Source organism: Corynebacterium tuberculostearicum, assembly GCF_013408445.1.
Lineage (GTDB): Bacteria > Actinomycetota > Actinomycetes > Mycobacteriales > Mycobacteriaceae > Corynebacterium > Corynebacterium tuberculostearicum.
In genome coordinates this window covers 1,877,620-1,897,639 of sequence record NZ_JACBZL010000001.1, presented here as the reverse complement: position 1 = coordinate 1,897,639, position 20,020 = coordinate 1,877,620, and the positions used below count along the sequence as shown (strand labels likewise).

Here is a 20,020-nt window from a genome sequence, read left to right as displayed (position 1 = left end):
CTCACCAAACTTCGAGCTCTCAATGAAAACTACTCCCCACTAATCGGAAACTGATTTCTCAGTCCAACTAATGGGGAGCAGTTCAAAGAGCGCGGGGGCTGGCTTTTTGTATGCGGCCACCAGGCACTGATTATGCGGAAACGGCGTCTTCCAGCTCAGCCAGCAAGGAAGTGGTGCGCTCCACCTTGAAATCAACTGGGTGGAATTCGCCCTCTGCCCAATCGGTGGCGAGGAAGAACTCGACTTGGTTGCGCAGCTGCGGCATAGAGAAGTTCACCACGATAGGGCGCCATGCTTCGATGGCGCGGACCGCACCGGATGGACCATAGCCAACGAAGGCAACGGGCTTGCCCGCCCACTCTGCGGCCAGGCAGTCGAAGGCATTCTTGAACGGGCCCGGCACGGAGCGGTTGTACTCCGGGGTGATGAAGATGAAGCCATCGCAAGCGTCGACGGCATCGGACCATGCCTGAACCTTCTCGTCCTCGTACTGCTTATTAGCGGCAGCCGGTACAACCTCGGTGGTCAGAACCGGAATATCGAATTCTTTGAGGTCCAGCAGGGTGTACTCCACGCCGTCCTTGCGACCCTGAGCCAAGTCATTGAGCCACTCGCCCACTACCTTGCCGGCGGCCTTATCGCGGGTGCTGCCGATGATGATGCCAATACGAGACATGAGAAAACCTTCTTTCCTTCAAGCTTTATGTAACATCTCTAGCTTACAGCCCGTGCAGATACTTGTCTGATAGTGATATTGATACGTCCCTCTTTAAGCCCACACCCCTCGGGCAGCGTGCCGTCATTAACGCGCACCACCCCGTGGTAGGCGTAGCGCTTCGGTCCGCCAAAGACCACCAAATCACCACTACACAGCGTGATATCGTCCCACGGCCGCGTGCGCGCCTCGGTATGCCCCATACGGAAAAGCGCCTCATCCCCAATGGAGAGCGAAATCACCGGCGCAGGTGATTCCTCAAAGGCATCCACATGCATACCCATGGCCGATCCCGGTGGATAGTAATTAACTAGCGCCATCTCCGGCACGAAGGTCTCCACCCACGGCTCAAGCTCGGGCGCTACCTCGGCCGCGGCGCGCAGCGCCCCCGGAGCGATCTGGCGCAGACTCTCCGGCACCGGCGGAACCCGCGTGCCCTCCATATTGTCTACATAGCGATAGCTGGGATAATGCCAATACCTGCCCAGATGCAGCTGAAATACACTCATCTGCCCGCCCGATTTCAGCCGCGGCCGCAGCATCGCCATCGGCGTCGCCGCATACTCGCGCGCAATGCCGCGCATCTCTTCTACCACGGCCTTCTGCTTATCGACGCCCACCCATCCCGGCACATGCCCCACCCCCGGAGCCACACGTACACTCGGCCGCGGCAGCGAATCAAAAAGCATGACATCACCCTAACCCCCTAACCACCTAACCACCTAGAATTAAACCAGTCCAGTTTCGAGGGCTAGTTCAGTAGAGTTATTCCCACTTTGGATTTAGGACAATGCCATTACGCCCAAAGGATCGTTTCGATTTAAAAGACGCTGCAGTCTTCCTAGCAGAAATCCTCACTGAGGATGCCTTGAGTGAAAATAGGTTCAGAATGGAACCCACCGCTTCGTTGCCGACGTATCACGGCGTTGCCGCGTGGATTGATAAATTCCTATACATCGTTCTGAAAGTGGAAACACCTAGTGGAACGGCCTTTGTAGGCTTTGAAGCCATCTTTCACCCTGGGGGAACTTTTCACAAATACTCGGTCGAGTATGAAAATGTCCACGACCTATAGGCGTACGACATTGCCGGAGAATCGCTCCTCAAGAACCTAGATTTTGATGATCCGGATCAAATTACGTGGTTCAAGACTGATAGCAAATATTTCGTTCCATCTACATGGAGCGATGTGCTGGCTCTGGAATACGCCTCGAAACGAATATGGATACGGCATTAAAGGACTACGAGGCTACCCACACATCGCGTGGATACGTAGCGACACTTCTTCCCTGTGAGACAGCTGCTTCTCTTTCATAAATACGGCAGGCTATATAGAAATCCCCTCCAACGTGTGCAGTCACACGCTGGAGGGGATTCGCAGTGATTAAGTCGCGTCAGCGATACAGGCTACTTAATGTAGCTCTGCATGCCCGGCTCAAGCTCAGTTGCGCCGGAAGGTACGGACTTAATGTCGGCACGCGGGGCGTCGGCAGGCAGTGCATTGCCCACCTCTCCAGGTTCTTGACCCGCAGTATCGCCGCTGCCGTTGTCATGGCCGGAGTTGTCACCCTCAGGAGCATCCTGGTGATTAGGCTGGTGACCCTTGCCACCATGGCTATCATTCGGATTTTCCTCTTGGTGGCCGACCTCATCGAAGTGGTCCTTGATGATCTTGCCCAAGCCAATGCCCGGAATCAGGATGAGCCACCACGGGGTTTCGCTCTTAGAAGAACCACCATTGTTTGGCGTATCGCCACCGTCCTCGTTGGAGGTAACGGTCTGGGCGTCATCGTTGATGTCCTTGTGCTCACCAACCGGGTTCGGGTTGTCCTCATCGGTCGGGTTGTCCTCACCGTGCTTATCCACCTGGGTGGAGGTCAGCGTCTCGAAAGCAACCGCAGCCTCAACCGGCTCGGTCACGCTGTCATCGACAACGATGGTGACAGCCTCAGTGCCATTAGCCTCATCCGGGGTGAACTTGTGACCCTTGGTCTCACCAAGAACGGTCTTGCCATCTTCCTTGGAAATCAGCTGCGCATCCAGAGTGTATTCCTTACCCGGAACCAGACCCTCATAGGAAACCTGGTCCACAACCTTGGCACCAGCAACAACCTCACGCAGGTCACCCTCAAAGTCCGCATTAGTGGAAACCTTCGGGCCTTCCTCAGAAGTTACAGTCTGGTCCTCGTCGTTAATGTCCTTGTGGTCAGCGATGTGGTTCGGCTTCTCCGAAGTAGTACCCGGAGTCTCCTCACCCTTGTCATTGACCTCTACGGAAGTCAGCTCTTCGAAGGCAACCGCAGCCTGGACAGGCTCCTTCACATCATCGTTGACGGTGATGGTGACAGGCTCCATACCCTTGGACTTCTTCGGGGTGAAGGTCTTCTCACCAGTACCCAGAACAGACTCGCCATCCTTCTTGGAAATCAGCTCAGCCTTCAAGGTGTATTCCTTACCCGGAACCAGACCCTCGTAGGAAACCTCATCAACAATCTCGGCACCAGCAACAACCACGTGAGAACCCTTCTCGAAGTCAGCATTAGTGGAGATCTTCGGAGTCTTCTCAGAAGTTACAGTCTGATCCTCATCATCGATGTCCTTGTGCTCACCAACCGGGTTCGGGTTGTCCTCATCGGTCGGGTTGTCCTTACCGTGCTTATCCACCTGGGTGGAGGTCAGCGTCTCGAAAGCAACCGCAGCCTCAACCGGCTCGGTCACGCTGTCATCGACAACGATGGTGACAGTCTCAGTGCCATTAGCCTCATCCGGGGTGAACTTGTGACCCTTGGTCTCACCAAGAACGGTCTTACCGTCCTCCTTAGAAATCAGCTGCGCATCCAGAGTGTATTCCTTACCCGGAACCAGACCCTCATAGGAAACCTGGTCCACAACCTTGGCACCAGCAACAACCTCACGCAGGCCGCCCTCGAAGTCCGCATTAGTGGAAACCTTCGGGGTGTGCTTCTCATCGTTGTCACCAGGGGTGCCCGGGGTACCCGGCTCGTTAGGCTCAGTCGACTCAGAAGGCTCGGTCGGCTTCTCCGGAGTAGTCGAACCGCAATCCGAAGGCTCGTCAGACTCAGAAGTCTCGGAAGCCTCAGAGGACGTGGTCTCTACAGACTCAGACTCAGAAGGCTCGCCGGACTCAGACTCAGACGGTTCCTCAGACTCGGAAGGCCGCTCACTCTCAGAGTTACCCGGCTCCTCAGACTCACAGGTCTCGCTAGTCGTCGAGGTAGAAGAATCCTCAGAGGAAGACTGCTCAGAAGAAGGCTCAGATGGCTTCGAAGTTTCACCATTACCGCCATTACCAGGCACTACACCAGTAGTGGTTGTGGTCGGGGTCTGAGACTCAGAAGGCTTCAACTCCTCATGAGAGTCAACAGTCTGCTTGCCGTCATTGATATCCGTGTGCTCAGCAATCTTATTCTCATCGCCAGACTCGGAATCCTTACCAGACTTATCCACCGCAGTAGAAGTCAAGTACTCAAAGGCAACACCCTGGTCTACAGAACCAGCCTCAACACCCTCGTTAACAGTGATCTTGACATCAACATCACCCTCAGAGGACTTCGGAGTGAACTTCACCGGCTCCTTGGACTCACCAATAACAGACTCATCAGTCTTGTTACGCAGCTCAGCATTCAGAATGTATTCCTTATTCGGAACCAGACCCTCATAGTGAACATGGTCAGTAACAACCGTGCCAGCCTTCAGAGCCTCATGCTCACCAAGCTGATCAACCGTCGTGCTGATCTTAGGCTTCAACTCCTCATGAGAGTCAACAGTCTGCTTGCCGTCATTGATATCCGTGTGCTCAGCAATCTTATTCTCATCGCCAGACTCGGAATCCTTACCAGACTTATCCACCGCAGTAGAAGTCAAGTACTCAAAGGCAACACCCTGGTCTACAGAACCAGCCTCAACACCCTCGTTAACAGTGATCTTGACATCAACATCACCCTCAGAGGACTTCGGAGTGAACTTCACCGGCTCCTTGGACTCACCAATAACAGACTCATCAGTCTTGTTACGCAGCTCAGCATTCAGAATGTATTCCTTATTCGGAACCAGACCCTCATAGTGAACATGGTCAGTAACAACCGTGCCAGCCTTCAGAGCCTCATGCTCACCAAGCTGATCAACCGTCGTGCTGATCTTAGGCTTCAACTCCTCATGAGAGTCAACAGTCTGCTTGCCGTCATTGATATCCGTGTGCTCAGCAATCTTATTCTCATCGCCAGACTCGGAATCCTTACCAGACTTATCCACCGCAGTAGAAGTCAAGTACTCAAAGGCAACACCCTGGTCTACAGAACCAGCCTCAACACCCTCGTTAACAGTGATCTTGACATCAACATCACCCTCAGAGGACTTCGGAGTGAACTTCACCGGCTCCTTGGACTCACCAATAACAGACTCATCAGTCTTGTTACGCAGCTCAGCATTCAGAATGTATTCCTTATTCGGAACCAGACCCTCATAGTGAACATGGTCAGTAACAACCGTGCCAGCCTTCAGAGCCTCATGCTCACCAAGCTGATCAACCGTCGTGCTGATCTTAGGCTTCAACTCCTCATGAGAGTCAACAGTCTGCTTGCCGTCATTGATATCCGTGTGCTCAGCAATCTTATTCTCATCGCCAGACTCGGAATCCTTACCAGACTTATCCACCGCAGTAGAAGTCAAGTACTCAAAGGCAACACCCTGGTCTACAGAACCAGCCTCAACACCCTCGTTAACAGTGATCTTGACATCAACATCACCCTCAGAGGACTTCGGAGTGAACTTCACCGGCTCCTTGGACTCACCAATAACAGACTCATCAGTCTTGTTACGCAGCTCAGCATTCAGAATGTATTCCTTATTCGGAACCAGACCCTCATAGTGAACATGGTCAGTAACAACCGTGCCAGCCTTCAGAGCCTCATGCTCACCAAGCTGATCAACCGTCGTGCTGATCTTAGGCTTCAACTCCTCATGAGAGTCAACAGTCTGCTTGCCGTCATTGATATCCGTGTGCTCAGCAATCTTATTCTCATCGCCAGACTCGGAATCCTTACCAGACTTATCCACCGCAGTAGAAGTCAAGTACTCAAAGGCAACACCCTGGTCTACAGAACCAGCCTCAACACCCTCGTTAACAGTGATCTTGACATCAACATCACCCTCAGAGGACTTCGGAGTGAACTTCACCGGCTCCTTGGACTCACCAATAACAGACTCATCAGTCTTGTTACGCAGCTCAGCATTCAGAATGTATTCCTTATTCGGAACCAGACCCTCATAGTGAACATGGTCAGTAACAACCGTGCCAGCCTTCAGAGCCTCATGCTCACCAAGCTGATCAACCGTCGTGCTGATCTTAGGCTTCAACTCCTCATGAGAGTCAACAGTCTGCTTGCCGTCATTGATATCCGTGTGCTCAGCAATCTTATTCTCATCGCCAGACTCGGAATCCTTACCAGACTTATCCACCGCAGTAGAAGTCAAGTACTCAAAGGCAACACCCTGGTCTACAGAACCAGCCTCAACACCCTCGTTAACAGTGATCTTGACATCAACATCACCCTCAGAGGACTTCGGAGTGAACTTCACCGGCTCCTTGGACTCACCAATAACAGACTCATCAGTCTTGTTACGCAGCTCAGCATTCAGAATGTATTCCTTATTCGGAACCAGACCCTCATAGTGAACATGGTCAGTAACAACCGTGCCAGCCTTCAGAGCCTCATGCTCACCAAGCTGATCAACCGTCGTGCTGATCTTAGGCTTCAACTCCTCATGAGAGTCAACAGTCTGCTTGCCGTCATTGATATCCGTGTGCTCAGCAATCTTATTCTCATCGCCAGACTCGGAATCCTTACCAGACTTATCCACCGCAGTAGAAGTCAAGTACTCAAAGGCAACACCCTGGTCTACAGAACCAGCCTCAACACCCTCGTTAACAGTGATCTTGACATCAACATCACCCTCAGAGGACTTCGGAGTGAACTTCACCGGCTCCTTGGACTCACCAATAACAGACTCATCAGTCTTGTTACGCAGCTCAGCATTCAGAATGTATTCCTTATTCGGAACCAGACCCTCATAGTGAACATGGTCAGTAACAACCGTGCCAGCCTTCAGAGCCTCATGCTCACCAAGCTGATCAACCGTCGTGCTGATCTTAGGCTTCAACTCCTCATGAGAGTCAACAGTCTGCTTGCCGTCATTGATATCCGTGTGCTCAGCAATCTTATTCTCATCGCCAGACTCGGAATCCTTACCAGACTTATCCACCGCAGTAGAAGTCAAGTACTCAAAGGCAACACCCTGGTCTACAGAACCAGCCTCAACACCCTCGTTAACAGTGATCTTGACATCAACATCACCCTCAGAGGACTTCGGAGTGAACTTCACCGGCTCCTTGGACTCACCAATAACAGACTCATCAGTCTTGTTACGCAGCTCAGCATTCAGAATGTATTCCTTATTCGGAACCAGACCCTCATAGTGAACATGGTCAGTAACAACCGTGCCAGCCTTCAGAGCCTCATGCTCACCAAGCTGATCAACCGTCGTGCTGATCTTAGGCTTCAACTCCTCATGAGAGTCAACAGTCTGCTTGCCGTCATTGATATCCGTGTGCTCAGCAATCTTATTCTCATCGCCAGACTCGGAATCCTTACCAGACTTATCCACCGCAGTAGAAGTCAAGTACTCAAAGGCAACACCCTGGTCTACAGAACCAGCCTCAACACCCTCGTTAACAGTGATCTTGACATCAACATCACCCTCAGAGGACTTCGGAGTGAACTTCACCGGCTCCTTGGACTCACCAATAACAGACTCATCAGTCTTGTTACGCAGCTCAGCATTCAGAATGTATTCCTTATTCGGAACCAGACCCTCATAGTGAACATGGTCAGTAACAACCGTGCCAGCCTTCAGAGCCTCATGCTCACCAAGCTGATCAACCGTCGTGCTGATCTTAGGCTTCAACTCCTCATGAGAGTCAACAGTCTGCTTGCCGTCATTGATATCCGTGTGCTCAGCAATCTTATTCTCATCGCCAGACTCGGAATCCTTACCAGACTTATCCACCGCAGTAGAAGTCAAGTACTCAAAGGCAACACCCTGGTCTACAGAACCAGCCTCAACACCCTCGTTAACAGTGATCTTGACATCAACATCACCCTCAGAGGACTTCGGAGTGAACTTCACCGGCTCCTTGGACTCACCAATAACAGACTCATCAGTCTTGTTACGCAGCTCAGCATTCAGAATGTATTCCTTATTCGGAACCAGACCCTCATAGTGAACATGGTCAGTAACAACCGTGCCAGCCTTCAGAGCCTCATGCTCACCAAGCTGATCAACCGTCGTGCTGATCTTAGGCTTCAACTCCTCATGAGAGTCAACAGTCTGCTTGCCGTCATTGATATCCGTGTGCTCAGCAATCTTATTCTCATCGCCAGACTCGGAATCCTTACCAGACTTATCCACCGCAGTAGAAGTCAAGTACTCAAAGGCAACACCCTGGTCTACAGAACCAGCCTCAACACCCTCGTTAACAGTGATCTTGACATCAACATCACCCTCAGAGGACTTCGGAGTGAACTTCACCGGCTCCTTGGACTCACCAATAACAGACTCATCAGTCTTGTTACGCAGCTCAGCATTCAGAATGTATTCCTTATTCGGAACCAGACCCTCATAGTGAACATGGTCAGTAACAACCGTGCCAGCCTTCAGAGCCTCATGCTCACCAAGCTGATCAACCGTCGTGCTGATCTTAGGCTTCAACTCCTCATGAGAGTCAACAGTCTGCTTGCCGTCATTGATATCCGTGTGCTCAGCAATCTTATTCTCATCGCCAGACTCGGAATCCTTACCAGACTTATCCACCGCAGTAGAAGTCAAGTACTCAAAGGCAACACCCTGGTCTACAGAACCAGCCTCAACACCCTCGTTAACAGTGATCTTGACATCAACATCACCCTCAGAGGACTTCGGAGTGAACTTCACCGGCTCCTTGGACTCACCAATAACAGACTCATCAGTCTTGTTACGCAGCTCAGCATTCAGAATGTATTCCTTATTCGGAACCAGACCCTCATAGTGAACATGGTCAGTAACAACCGTGCCAGCCTTCAGAGCCTCATGCTCACCAAGCTGATCAACCGTCGTGCTGATCTTAGGCTTCAACTCCTCATGAGAGTCAACAGTCTGCTTGCCGTCATTGATATCCGTGTGCTCAGCAATCTTATTCTCATCGCCAGACTCGGAATCCTTACCAGACTTATCCACCGCAGTAGAAGTCAAGTACTCAAAGGCAACACCCTGGTCTACAGAACCAGCCTCAACACCCTCGTTAACAGTGATCTTGACATCAACATCACCCTCAGAGGACTTCGGAGTGAACTTCACCGGCTCCTTGGACTCACCAATAACAGACTCATCAGTCTTGTTACGCAGCTCAGCATTCAGAATGTATTCCTTATTCGGAACCAGACCCTCATAGTGAACATGGTCAGTAACAACCGTGCCAGCCTTCAGAGCCTCATGCTCACCAAGCTGATCAACCGTCGTGCTGATCTTAGGCTTCAACTCCTCATGAGAGTCAACAGTCTGCTTGCCGTCATTGATATCCGTGTGCTCAGCAATCTTATTCTCATCGCCAGACTCGGAATCCTTACCAGACTTATCCACCGCAGTAGAAGTCAAGTACTCAAAGGCAACACCCTGGTCTACAGAACCAGCCTCAACACCCTCGTTAACAGTGATCTTGACATCAACATCACCCTCAGAGGACTTCGGAGTGAACTTCACCGGCTCCTTGGACTCACCAATAACAGACTCATCAGTCTTGTTACGCAGCTCAGCATTCAGAATGTATTCCTTATTCGGAACCAGACCCTCATAGTGAACATGGTCAGTAACAACCGTGCCAGCCTTCAGAGCCTCATGCTCACCAAGCTGATCAACCGTCGTGCTGATCTTAGGCTTCAACTCCTCATGAGAGTCAACAGTCTGCTTGCCGTCATTGATATCCGTGTGCTCAGCAATCTTATTCTCATCGCCAGACTCGGAATCCTTACCAGACTTATCCACCGCAGTAGAAGTCAAGTACTCAAAGGCAACACCCTGGTCTACAGAACCAGCCTCAACACCCTCGTTAACAGTGATCTTGACATCAACATCACCCTCAGAGGACTTCGGAGTGAACTTCACCGGCTCCTTGGACTCACCAATAACAGACTCATCAGTCTTGTTACGCAGCTCAGCATTCAGAATGTATTCCTTATTCGGAACCAGACCCTCATAGTGAACATGGTCAGTAACAACCGTGCCAGCCTTCAGAGCCTCATGCTCACCAAGCTGATCAACCGTCGTGCTGATCTTAGGCTTCTTAGTGGACGGGTTAGAGCCGCTTCCGCCGTTCTCATTAGGCAGGCCCGGCTGATCCACCGGCATGACAGTTTGAGAAGTCCTCTTATCGTACTTGTCGTCAGGCTTAGGCCGGACAATGGTAATAAACCAATCCGCAGGCTGCGCCGGGATCGTTGCTCCTGGAATTTTTTTAGATCGGTTTTATAACCGTACAACTCATGTTTGACGAATTCATAGCCTGTAAGTTTTTTAAACTCTTCGTAACTTCCCTTATATCCCGGAAAGTTCCTTTTCCCGTACTTATTAGTGTAAGTCGGATCTTCGCCGGTGATTGTTGTGGCTGCCCTATGCTTTGAGGTTTCATCTCTGGCGACGAAGGGAATTAAGTAAGTACGGTAAGTACTAGCCGCTTCGTAATCCTTGTCGAGAACGGCGCTTTCTATCTTTCGAGCGAGAATTATCGCGGCATCACGATACTGTCTATTAACATTAAGTTTTTCAGCCTTCGCTCGGTCATACACAAATGTTGTCTCATAAGGGACTCCATAACCAGGCTCAATACACCAGGCCCAGCCCACATTATTGTTAGGGTTTGCGTTTTTGGACGCTGCGGGTCCTTGGGGGGTTCCCGCCCAAACAAGACCGTCCCATGTCTTATCATGCCCCTTCAGGGTACTCTTTTCAGCCTCGCTACCGAGCGTCGTGTCGGGTTCAAAGTCAGTCGGCTCTGCCGCGCTGGCCTTGTTCAATGGCACAGTCAGCAAGGCCGCGATCACCGCAATTGTTGCGAGAATTGCAGTTAAGAGCGTCCACCTCTTTCGAGGCAAGCTTCTTGAAATATCCATTTTTCCTCTTAGATTGGCAAATTATATTTTTCCGATCAGCAGGGAATCTCGCTGCTCACAGCCAGTTTTCTATGCTGAGCACACCTCACCTGATTACGGCCCCAAAGCCAAGCTATCGATCAGTCTTTTAGCGCATCTTGAACATTACCACCATTTAGGTAGCTGCGCGTAATACATTTTCAGCATAAATACAGCTACAGGGCATTTTGTCGGTCTTTTATAAACAACCTTCAATCGTCTGAGAAATCCCTGTAAATCAGTTGCTGATCCTTTTGAAACAGATTCCATTTGTACATCGGCCATGCCCTAGCGGGCACAATCCCGCACCGTTTCGATTCCGCAGGATTTGGCTCTCATTAAAGCTGCACAAATGCCTAATGCAGCCTGCATGTCCGGAGCGTATCCGGTAGTACCGGAGGTACGGCCTCACGGTCCGTGGACGGCAAAGCTTTTCTAACCCCATCTTGTTCTTGGTTTATAGCTCCAACTCTGCGAGCTTCACTTGGCCCAAACTTGCAGTGCTCAGGAGGGCCCTCTCTGGAGCTTGGCGCTATAGGTGTTGCAGTTGTCGTGGATAAATGGAGGGCCTGCCAGGGTCCCCACCGATGCTTCTGTCATGTTCAGCAACTTGCTCGAGACTATCCATGCTCTTCCTACCCTAGAGCTGGAATCAGGATGAGCTACCAGAAACGTTACCCGTGGAAGCATCACCATCGTTTCAAGTGCCACAACTATCCTCATCAGGGGTAACGGTTTAGGTTTCTTCCCTATTGTTTCTCATGTGCAGCACCCCGGATCTTGTTCCCAAGCTACTGACGTGCGCTGCGTTGTGTTCCTAGGTATCGGTATTTGCTTTGAGTTTCTGAAAGGTTTTGATTTGCAGCTTTAAAACTCTGAATGAGCTTCAGCAGGGTGCGCGACCTTAGGGGCTACGACGCCTGGAATTTTTGGCCATTTCATCTATTCAAACGTCGCGAATTTTTTCGCTAACGACGCTGTACATCGGGGCATCAACGGACCATTGGCCACAGCAGTGGCATTTCAGGTACCGGGTGTCCGTCGGTAAAAGCGGCGGTGCGGTGCTCAGCAAGCTTTCCATTGTAAGCAGTACTGAGGTACTGCTTCCCGCGATCCGAATGTTGAAGAGGACCTGCGGTTTTCTTGGTCTACATAATGGCTTGGTTGAGTTGCTGTGGTGGCCAAGGTAAAGAGCATATCGCATCCCGGATAGTGCCCAGCCTGCAATCTTGCGAGGATAACAGGCAGTGTATGCGATTCCTTTCCTCATCTGTCATATGTATTGTCCACTTCCCACAAGTTTCCTGCTCCCGGTACTGTGAATTCATCATTGGCAAGGCCGAGTCATATCTCCGTTTCCTCTTTATTTACTGTGTGGTGCCAGGTGGACCGCCCTCTGCCTGCGGCGACCAGACACCGGTCATACACAGCGGCATGACAGAGTCTGTATGAGCCGATACCAATACTTTTCACTGGCTAAGGGGATGCCGTATTGGCCGCACACCATAAACACCGGAATCTGCGTGGTTGACCAGGCGACTATGTTCCAGAGGGTTTCCTCCTACCAAGAGCGCGGAAACTATGCCCGCGGGAAAGTATTTAAGGAATTTCTCCTTTGCGGCCGACTTTCTGTGGCCAGTGCCAGGGTGCGGTCTAAGAGTTTTCCCGGTTTCGGTGCTGCGCCGTGGCATGTGAGCTCCATTGAATGCTTGTCTACCTCACCGCGATCCGCCACCAAGCGGATACGGTTCGTTGCATCCTGATCAACTTTGTTGGGCATACTCCCAATGGCCCAACCACTTAGAGAAAACTAGGGGCGCCTCACCCTCTACAATGACACCCATGGATGCACAGGGGCGGCAGGACTTGGAACGCTACGGCTCATGGGAGCGGATGACCGGTGGGCAGTGGTTCCTGCCGAGCATGCCGGAGGCTAAGGACGAACATCAACGCACTTTCCGCTTGGTTAAGCAGCTCAATGAACTACAGAATACGGACCCAGAGCGTGCCAAGGGCATCCTGCGCGAGATTCTGCCGGAAGAATCTGCGGTGCCGGGCCTGCACGTTCCGTTGAATTTGGAATATGGCTGCAATCTAGTGTGCGGCGAGCGCGTCTTCATTAATTTTGGCACCACCATCTTGGCCCAGGCCACGGTGACGCTGGGTGATGGCGTCATGGTGGGCCCCAATTGCTCCCTGATTACAGTGGGGCATCCGGTCAACGATCATGAGATGCGCGCCGGTGGGTGGGAGATAGCCAAGCCCATCACCATCGGGGACAACACCTGGTTCGGTGCCAATGTCACCGTGCTGCCGGGCATCACCATTGGAAAGAACTGCGTCGTCGGCGCGGGCACGCTTATTACCACCGATATTCCGGATAATTCGCTGGTCCTGGGATCACCCGGCCGCGTGGTGCGCAAGCTGGAAGACAATGAGGAGGCCTGGGAGCGCCAGGATCTCAACGGTCCCGTCGAGGGTTTTGGAGCCGCCAAGTAAATGTTTGATCTCGCCAGAATCGGCGCGGGACTGCCCGTAGCCGAGACCATCGATTCGCTGCCTAGCACCGGAAACGTCGTCATCCAGGCCCCGCCCGGTACGGGTAAAACCACGCTCGTGCCACCAGCGCTGGCCAATCATGCGGCAGGGCGCGGCAAGGTCATCGTCACCGCCCCACGTCGTGTGGCCGTGCGCGCGGCCGCACAGCGCTTAAGCACGCTCAGCGGCACCCCGGACAAGGTCGGCTTCGCCATCCGGGGCGAGTCCCGCAAGGGCAGCGAAGTCGAGTTCGTCACGCCGGGCGTGCTGCTGCGCCGCCTGCTGAAGGATCCGGAACTCGAGGGCGTGGCCGCCGTTGCCATCGATGAGGTTCACGAGCGTCAGCTCGATACGGATTTGGTGCTAGGCATGTGCCTGGAACTGGCCGAATTGCGTGAGGACTTTCGCGTCATCGCCATGTCTGCAACTGTGGATGCGCAGCGCTTTTCCCAGCTTATGGACGCGCCTGTCCACGTGACCGAGGCGGTGACCCATCCGCTCGACATCCACTACGCCCCCATGCCGGGCAGGGCGGCGGGAACGAGGGAGTTTTACGGGGACGTCGCCAAGCAGGCAGCTCGCCAGCAGGAATCCACGCTGGTCTTTGTGCCCGGCGTGCGCGAAGTCAACCTCGTGTGCGATGCCTTAGCAGGCCATAATGTATTTCCCCTGCATGGCAAGCAAACCACCGCGGAGCAAGACGCCGCGCTGTATACCGATGAACAGCGCATCGTCGTGGCTACCTCTATCGCGGAGTCCTCGCTTACCGTGCCGGGCGTGCGCGTGGTGGTCGATGCCGGGCTCTCCCGCGTTCCCCGGCGCGATGCGCAGCGTGGCATGTCCGGGTTGGTGACGGTGTCTACCTCAAAATCGAGTGCCGATCAGCGCGCTGGTCGTGCCGGCCGTGAGGCACCTGGCACCGTCATTCGCTGCTACTCGCAGGATGATTACCAGCACTTTTCTCCGCATACCACCCCGGAGATCCTATCTGCGGACCTGACCCAGGCCGCGTTGTTTTTGGACTGCTGGGGCGCGGGCCCGGACTTCCCGTTGCTCGATCCGCCGCCGGCCCAGGCCCTGGCATCCGCGCAGGCGACCCTCAAGCGCATTGGCGCGACGCAGGAACTCGCCCTCCTACCCACCGATCCGCGTCTCGGCGCCTCCTTGCTCCACCACGGCAGCCAGGCCGCGCCCATCATTGCCTCGCTTGGCGACGCCCCCTTAACCCCCAATCTCACCCGTCACCGCCCACCTCAAAAAGAGGTCAAGCGGCTCGCCCGCCTGGTCGACGATCTTGGCCCCGTCGATCCCGGGGAGGTCGTCGCCACCGCCTTTCCCGAGCAGGTGGCCAAGCGCATGGGCGAGGATTACCTGCTGGCCAGCGGCACCCGCGCCCGCCTGCTCGATAACTCGGGCCTCACTGGTTCCCCGTGGCTCGCCATCGCGGAGGTCTCCCTGTCCAATGCGGGTAATGCCATCATCCGCTCGGCCGCCCGCATCGAGGAAACCGCAGCGCTGGACACCATCGGCATCACCGAAGAAACCCGCGCCTTCCTGCGCGATGGCCGCGTGCGCGGCGTCAAGGTCAAGGCCGCGGGCGCCATCACGCTTTCTGAAACCCCAGTCAAGGTCACCGGCCCCGCGGCCGAGGAGGCCCTTGCCGCCGGCATCCGCGAGGAAGGTTTGGGGCTTTTCACCTTCAGCGAGAAAGCCCAAAGCTTAAAAGACCGTTTGCGCCACCTGCACGCCCACTATGGCTCCCCTTGGCCCGATGTCGATTCCGCGGATCCCGCCGAATGGCTCGGCCCCGAACTGCATAGCATCGCGGAGGGAACTCCCGCCGCCAAGCTCGACATGTACCCCGCGCTGCAACGCCTCCTGCCCTGGCCGGAAGCCACCCATCTGGACGACCTCGCTCCCGAGCGCCTTCCGGTGCCCTCCGGCCGGGACGCACGAATCGACTGGTCCGGTGATCGCCCCGTGGTTCATATCAAGCTGCAGGAATGCTTCGGATTGGCCGAATCCCCCGAATACTGCGGCCACCGCGTGCAATTCCACCTACTCTCCCCCGCCGGCCGCCCGCTCGCGGTGACCGATGATCTCGCCAGCTTCTGGTCCGGCCCCTATGCCGGCGTGCGCGCCGATATGCGCGGCCGCTACCCCAAGCACCCGTGGCCCGAAGACCCGTGGAATGCCGTGGCTACCGCGCGCACCAAGAACCGGATGTAGTTATCCCCACTGCTGCCAGCCCAGGTAGCAGCTCATAACCACGACCAAGATGAGCAGCGCGTAGCGAATCAACTTGGCGCCGCCACCCAACACGGTGCGCGCGCCCAGCTGCGCGCCGGCAATATTTGCCACCGCGAGCACGATGCCGAGCGTCCACCACACGTGGCCACCGAGGGCGAACACGACGAGCGCACCTAAGTTGGTGGCGGTATTGACCACCTTGGCCATCGCCGCAGAGGTCAGGAAGCTCTGCGCAAAGATGGAGGTAAAGGCCATGATCAAAAACATGCCGGTGCCGGGCCCAAAGATGCCATCGTAGAAGGAAAAGATGCCGGAGAGCACGAGGACCACCACGGTGCGCCAACCGCCGCGGACGCCGGCCGCGTCGCTGCTGCCAAAGTCTGGTTTGAAGGCCACGAAAATGCCCACGGCCACCATGAGGACGATGATGATGGGGCGCATGACGTCTTTGTCTAGGCTCGAGGCCACGCTGGCTCCCAGTCCAGAACAAACCAGCGCGATGAGGATAAAGCGCGCCATTTCCGCCTTATCCAACTTCACCTTGCGCGCAAGGGTCACGGCTGCCGAGCCGGTGCCGGTTACCGAGGCCAGCTTGCTGGTTCCCAACGCCGCCGCAGGAGCGAGGCTGGGAAGGACCGCGAGCAGCAGCGGAATGAGGATCAATCCTCCGCCGCCGATGACCGCATCGATCCACCCCGCAGTCGCGGTACCGAGGAAGAGAATCACCCACTGCGCCACATCGATTTCCATGCCCCGATCATAAATCTTTAATCATGTATTGTGATAACTCGCCCCTATCCACTGCCCGCGGTAATGAAAGGAAGGGGCGCTAGACTCAAGTCGCAGAGGTAATTTGAGGAGGGCGCGCATGGCCGCACAGCAGGAAAGCAGTGGACTTAATGCCCACACCGTAGCGCGGTGGGCTATCGTCGTCCCAATCTCTGTCCTTTTGGGCTGGCTATTTAACTTGTGGCATGTGCCCGCCGCGTGGATTCTGGCGGCCATTATCGCCTCGGGCGCCATGGCTCTCATTACTGGCGAAGACCTCCAGGTCAACCGGACTTTTTATAATATGTCCCGCGGTTTTATCGGCATGATGGCAGCGCTTCCCCTCACAGTCGTGCCCCTGGGCCAGCTGGTGGGTTTCCTGCCCGCGGCCGTGACCATGTCTTTTGTCACCATCATGGTTGGCATCGTCGGTGGCCTGCTGTTGCACCGCGCGCAGCCGCGCGATGTGTCCTCAGAAACCGGCATCTTGTCCATGCTGCCGGGTGGTGCCTCGCTGATGCCCGCGCTTGCCGACGAACTCGGTGCCGACTACCGCTACGTCGCCCTCACCCAGTACCTGCGCTTATTGGTGGTCTCGGTATCGCTACCGGCCGTCGTCGCGCTGCTTGATACCCCGGCCGGTAAAGGCGCGGACCTCACGGTGGAGGGAGAAACCACCTGGTGGATTATCGCGCTGGTTCTTGCCATTGCCTTCCTGGGCGAGAAATTGGGAAAGCTGCTGCACCTGCCGGCCACGGCCGTGCTCGGCCCCCTTCTGCTGACGGTGCTGGTCTCCTTCGTGCTGCCGGAGGGCCACACGCTCGAGCCGCTCTATGTCTTCAAAGTGATGGCATTCTTATCCATCGGCTGGGTTTGCGGCGGCGGGCTTTCGCTGCCCGCGCTCAAGGCCTTTGCCAAGCAATTGCCCGCCACGGTTCTTTTCATCGTGGTCATTATCGGCATCTGTGCGGCCACCGCCTGGCCGCTGACTAAGTGGCTGCACATCACCTACTTTGAGGCCTACCTGGCCACGAGCCCCGGCGCGCTCGAGACGGTGCTTGCGCTCTCCGCCGAGGGCGGAGCCGGACCAGCGGTCATCGCGGTACAGCTCACCCGGCTCATTGCGGTGCTCGTCATCGCAGGCTACCTGCCGCAGCTGCTGCGGCTGGCGAAGCGCCTGCTGCGCCGCTAATTACCCAGCACGGCCTCGCGCAGGACGGACATCGGCACGGAGCCCAAGGCGAGGGCCTCCGAGTGGAACTCGCGCGCGCTCATGCCCTGCTTCTCAGCCTCGGCGCGGGTTTCCTGCCACAGGCGCTGACCCAGCGCATAGGACGGCGCCTGGCCCGGCCAGCCCAGGTAGCGGTTGACCTCAAAGTTGAGGTTTGCATCATCCATAGCGGTGTTTTCGCGCATGAAGGTCTTCACGTGCGCCTTGTCCCATGTGCCGGAGGTAGAGCAATCCGGCAGCTGCTTGCCCAGGTGCAATCCGATGTCTACGACCACGCGGGCAGCGCGCAGGCGCTGGGCATCCAACATGCCCATGCGGAAGCCCGGATCGTCCATGTAGCCCAGCTCGGCCATGAGCTGTTCGGCGTAGAGAGCCCAGCCCTCGCCATGACCAGAGTTCCACGTCACCGCGCGGCGCCACAGGTTGAGATCCTCCTGCACCAGCGCGGAGCCTAGCTGCAGATGGTGGCCCGGCACGCCCTCGTGGTGGACGGTGGTCAGCTCCTGCCAGGTGTGGAAGGTGTCCTGGCCCTCCGGCACGGACCACCACATGCGGCCCGGGCGGGAGAAATCATCGCTCGGCGGGGTGTAGAAAATGCCGCCGGTGCCGGCCGGATCGATGCAGCACTCGATCTCTTCTACTTCCTCCGGAATATCGAATTCCTTGCCGTTGAGTTCAGCAATGACGCCATCGGCGGTGGACTGCATCCACTCCACCAGCGCATCGGTGCCACGCAGGGTATAGCGGTCCTCATGGTTGAGCTTGCGCATCGCCGAGCGCACCGAGCACTCAGAGCCGTAGAGCTCGTGGGCGATCTTTTCCTGCTCCGCGCGCAGGCTGCGCACCTGGTCCAGGCCCCACTCATAGGCCTCGTCGAGGTTGACGGCATCGCCCACAAAGAGCTTGGAAAAGCGCTCGTAGCGCTCGCGGCCCACGGCGTCCTTGGTGGGTGCCTGGGGCTGCAGGTCATTGGAGAGCCAATCGGAGAACTCGCCAAAGGCCTCCTTGGCCTGCTGCACCTCGGCGGAGTCGGCGTCGACGCCGAGGGACTCGAGCATCGAGTCGGCGTCGGCAAGCCGCTCGCACTGCACAATGACCTCAGAGATCTGGCGGTGCGGTGCCACCATGCCATGGGAGGCCGCCTCTTCCAGGGAGCTGCGGTAGCCGGCCAGGGAGGTCTTCACCTTAGACAGGCGGGAGCGAATGGCATCGCGGTCCTCGTCCGTGTCCTGCGGCATGAGCAGCAGGGTATCGCGGATGGTCTGCACCGGGGAGGCGATGTTATTCAGGCAACACACATCCTCGCCGTGGTGGTGCAGATCGAGATCAAGGCAGAGGCGATCGCGCAGGACGGCCGCGGTGACATAGTCCACGTCATCAAAGTCATCCTCATCATCGGACTCATCGGTGGTGTCATCCAGGGCATCCAGGTCCGCGACCATTTCGCGGGTGCGGTCTGCGATGGCGGTGAAGTACTCGGGGGAGAAATCCTGCAATTCGCCCTCGTAGCCGTCAATGCCCCACGCGGTGGCATCGGTGGGGGAAAGCTCGGCTAGGTCGTGAACGAAGTTATCGCACGAGGCGTCCAGTAGAGAGGGCTGGCGCTTAGCGGTCTGCTCAGAACTCATAACGAGGAAGTCTATCCCTAAGTATCGCCTATAGGCCACCCGGGCGGGCTGAAGTTGCGAACTTGTTAACTAATCGTTGTCCCACTTTGTTCCGGGGTAGCTCCAGCCGCTGAATTTATCTAGGATGTCCTGCGGTTTTTCCTCCATCACCAAGGCATCGACAAAACGCGGCAAGATGAAGCCGGACTCGGCCATGGCGGCGTACATGGCGTGGAACGGGCGCCAGAAGTCCTCCGTATTAACAAGGCCTACCGGGCCGCGGATGTGGCCCAGCTGCTGCAAGGTGAGCACCTCGGTGAGCTCTTCGAGGGTGCCGACGCCGCCGGGGAGGCAAATATAGGCATCAGCAAGCTGCTCCATCCGGGTCTTGCGCTCGGCCATGGAGCCGACCACCTCGAGGGCGGTCAGGCCGGGGTGGGAAATCTCCAGATCCACCAGGGACTGCGGCATCACGCCGGTGACGGTACCGCCGGCGGCCAGGCAGGCCTCTGCCACCTCGCGCATCAGGCCGATATTGCCGCCGCCATAGACCAGGGTCAGGCCGCGTCGGGCCAGCTCCGCGCCCAATTCCTGTGCCGCCTGCGTATAGGCCGGCGAGTTTCCTGTTGCTGAACCACAATAAACCGCTACTGACTGCATGCTCTCCAGCATA

The 20,020-nt window shown here is 55.7% G+C and carries 11 protein-coding genes; 4 read left to right on the top strand and 7 right to left on the bottom strand.

The annotated features are described in order from the left end of the window. Positions 1–130 precede the first annotated feature (130 nt). Complete coding sequence (locus BJ985_RS08830; protein ID WP_179387242.1) at positions 131–676, bottom strand: NADPH-dependent FMN reductase; 546 nt, start codon at positions 674–676, stop codon at positions 131–133. Positions 677–714: 38 nt separating this feature from the next. After that, the gene (locus BJ985_RS08825) at positions 715–1,404 is read right to left on the bottom strand and encodes an alpha-ketoglutarate-dependent dioxygenase AlkB (RefSeq protein ID WP_179387241.1); all 690 of its coding nucleotides are present in this window, start codon (positions 1,402–1,404) and stop codon (positions 715–717) included. A 101-nt stretch (positions 1,405–1,505) separates the two neighbouring features. Here BJ985_RS08825 and BJ985_RS11780 point away from each other — a divergent pair, with 101 nt between their 5' ends. Then, positions 1,506–1,790 (top strand): hypothetical protein, encoded by a 285-nt coding sequence (locus BJ985_RS11780; RefSeq protein ID WP_236587038.1) that lies wholly within the window; start codon positions 1,506–1,508, stop codon positions 1,788–1,790. A 332-nt stretch (positions 1,791–2,122) separates the two neighbouring features. Here the strand turns inward: BJ985_RS11780 and BJ985_RS08815 are convergent, their stop codons facing one another. Both BJ985_RS08815 and BJ985_RS08810 read right to left on the bottom strand, forming a co-directional pair. Beyond that, on the bottom strand, positions 2,123–10,174 hold the full coding sequence (locus BJ985_RS08815) for a VaFE repeat-containing surface-anchored protein (protein ID WP_179387240.1): 8,052 nt from the start codon (positions 10,172–10,174) through the stop codon (positions 2,123–2,125). Beyond that, entirely contained in the window at positions 10,057–10,935 is an 879-nt protein-coding gene (locus BJ985_RS08810) for a hypothetical protein (RefSeq protein WP_179387239.1), read from the bottom strand. The genes BJ985_RS08815 and BJ985_RS08810 overlap by 118 nt, the downstream gene beginning before the upstream one ends. Before the next feature lie 1,851 nt (positions 10,936–12,786). On the opposite strand from BJ985_RS08810, the gene BJ985_RS08805 reads away from it, so the two are divergent. Both BJ985_RS08805 and hrpB read left to right on the top strand, forming a co-directional pair. After that, positions 12,787–13,452 (top strand): sugar O-acetyltransferase, encoded by a 666-nt coding sequence (locus BJ985_RS08805; RefSeq protein WP_179387238.1) that lies wholly within the window; start codon positions 12,787–12,789, stop codon positions 13,450–13,452. Beyond that, complete coding sequence (gene hrpB / locus BJ985_RS08800; RefSeq protein ID WP_179387237.1) at positions 13,453–15,720, top strand: ATP-dependent helicase HrpB; 2,268 nt, start codon at positions 13,453–13,455, stop codon at positions 15,718–15,720. Here hrpB and BJ985_RS08795 read toward each other — a convergent pair whose 3' ends face one another. Beyond that, complete coding sequence (locus tag BJ985_RS08795; protein ID WP_179387236.1) at positions 15,721–16,491, bottom strand: TSUP family transporter; 771 nt, start codon at positions 16,489–16,491, stop codon at positions 15,721–15,723. 118 nt (positions 16,492–16,609) lie between these two features. Here BJ985_RS08795 and BJ985_RS08790 point away from each other — a divergent pair, with 118 nt between their 5' ends. After that, positions 16,610–17,701 (top strand): AbrB family transcriptional regulator, encoded by a 1,092-nt coding sequence (locus tag BJ985_RS08790; RefSeq protein WP_179387235.1) that lies wholly within the window; start codon positions 16,610–16,612, stop codon positions 17,699–17,701. Here BJ985_RS08790 and BJ985_RS08785 read toward each other — a convergent pair. Both BJ985_RS08785 and BJ985_RS08780 read right to left on the bottom strand, forming a co-directional pair. Then, complete coding sequence (locus tag BJ985_RS08785; protein ID WP_179387234.1) at positions 17,698–19,368, bottom strand: DUF885 domain-containing protein; 1,671 nt, start codon at positions 19,366–19,368, stop codon at positions 17,698–17,700. The two genes, BJ985_RS08790 and BJ985_RS08785, sit on opposite strands and share 4 nt — an antisense overlap. A 69-nt stretch (positions 19,369–19,437) precedes the next feature. Next, positions 19,438–20,007, bottom strand: a complete 570-nt coding sequence (locus BJ985_RS08780) for an LOG family protein (protein ID WP_049377102.1) — start codon at positions 20,005–20,007, stop codon at positions 19,438–19,440. Between the last annotated feature and the right edge of the window lie 13 nt (positions 20,008–20,020).

Coding starts and splice junctions, on each gene's coding strand:
- BJ985_RS08815 (WP_179387240.1), bottom strand. CDS start 10,174: ATGCCGGTGGATCAGCCGGGCCTGCCTAATGAGAACGGCGGAAGCGGC.
- BJ985_RS08780 (WP_049377102.1), bottom strand. CDS start 20,007: ATGCAGTCAGTAGCGGTTTATTGTGGTTCAGCAACAGGAAACTCGCCG.
- hrpB (WP_179387237.1), top strand. CDS start 13,453: ATGTTTGATCTCGCCAGAATCGGCGCGGGACTGCCCGTAGCCGAGACC.
- BJ985_RS08805 (WP_179387238.1), top strand. CDS start 12,787: ATGACACCCATGGATGCACAGGGGCGGCAGGACTTGGAACGCTACGGC.
- BJ985_RS08830 (WP_179387242.1), bottom strand. CDS start 676: ATGTCTCGTATTGGCATCATCATCGGCAGCACCCGCGATAAGGCCGCC.
- BJ985_RS08790 (WP_179387235.1), top strand. CDS start 16,610: ATGGCCGCACAGCAGGAAAGCAGTGGACTTAATGCCCACACCGTAGCG.
- BJ985_RS08810 (WP_179387239.1), bottom strand. CDS start 10,935: ATGGATATTTCAAGAAGCTTGCCTCGAAAGAGGTGGACGCTCTTAACT.
- BJ985_RS11780 (WP_236587038.1), top strand. CDS start 1,506: ATGCCATTACGCCCAAAGGATCGTTTCGATTTAAAAGACGCTGCAGTC.
- BJ985_RS08795 (WP_179387236.1), bottom strand. CDS start 16,491: ATGGAAATCGATGTGGCGCAGTGGGTGATTCTCTTCCTCGGTACCGCG.
- BJ985_RS08785 (WP_179387234.1), bottom strand. CDS start 19,368: ATGAGTTCTGAGCAGACCGCTAAGCGCCAGCCCTCTCTACTGGACGCC.
- BJ985_RS08825 (WP_179387241.1), bottom strand. CDS start 1,404: ATGCTTTTTGATTCGCTGCCGCGGCCGAGTGTACGTGTGGCTCCGGGG.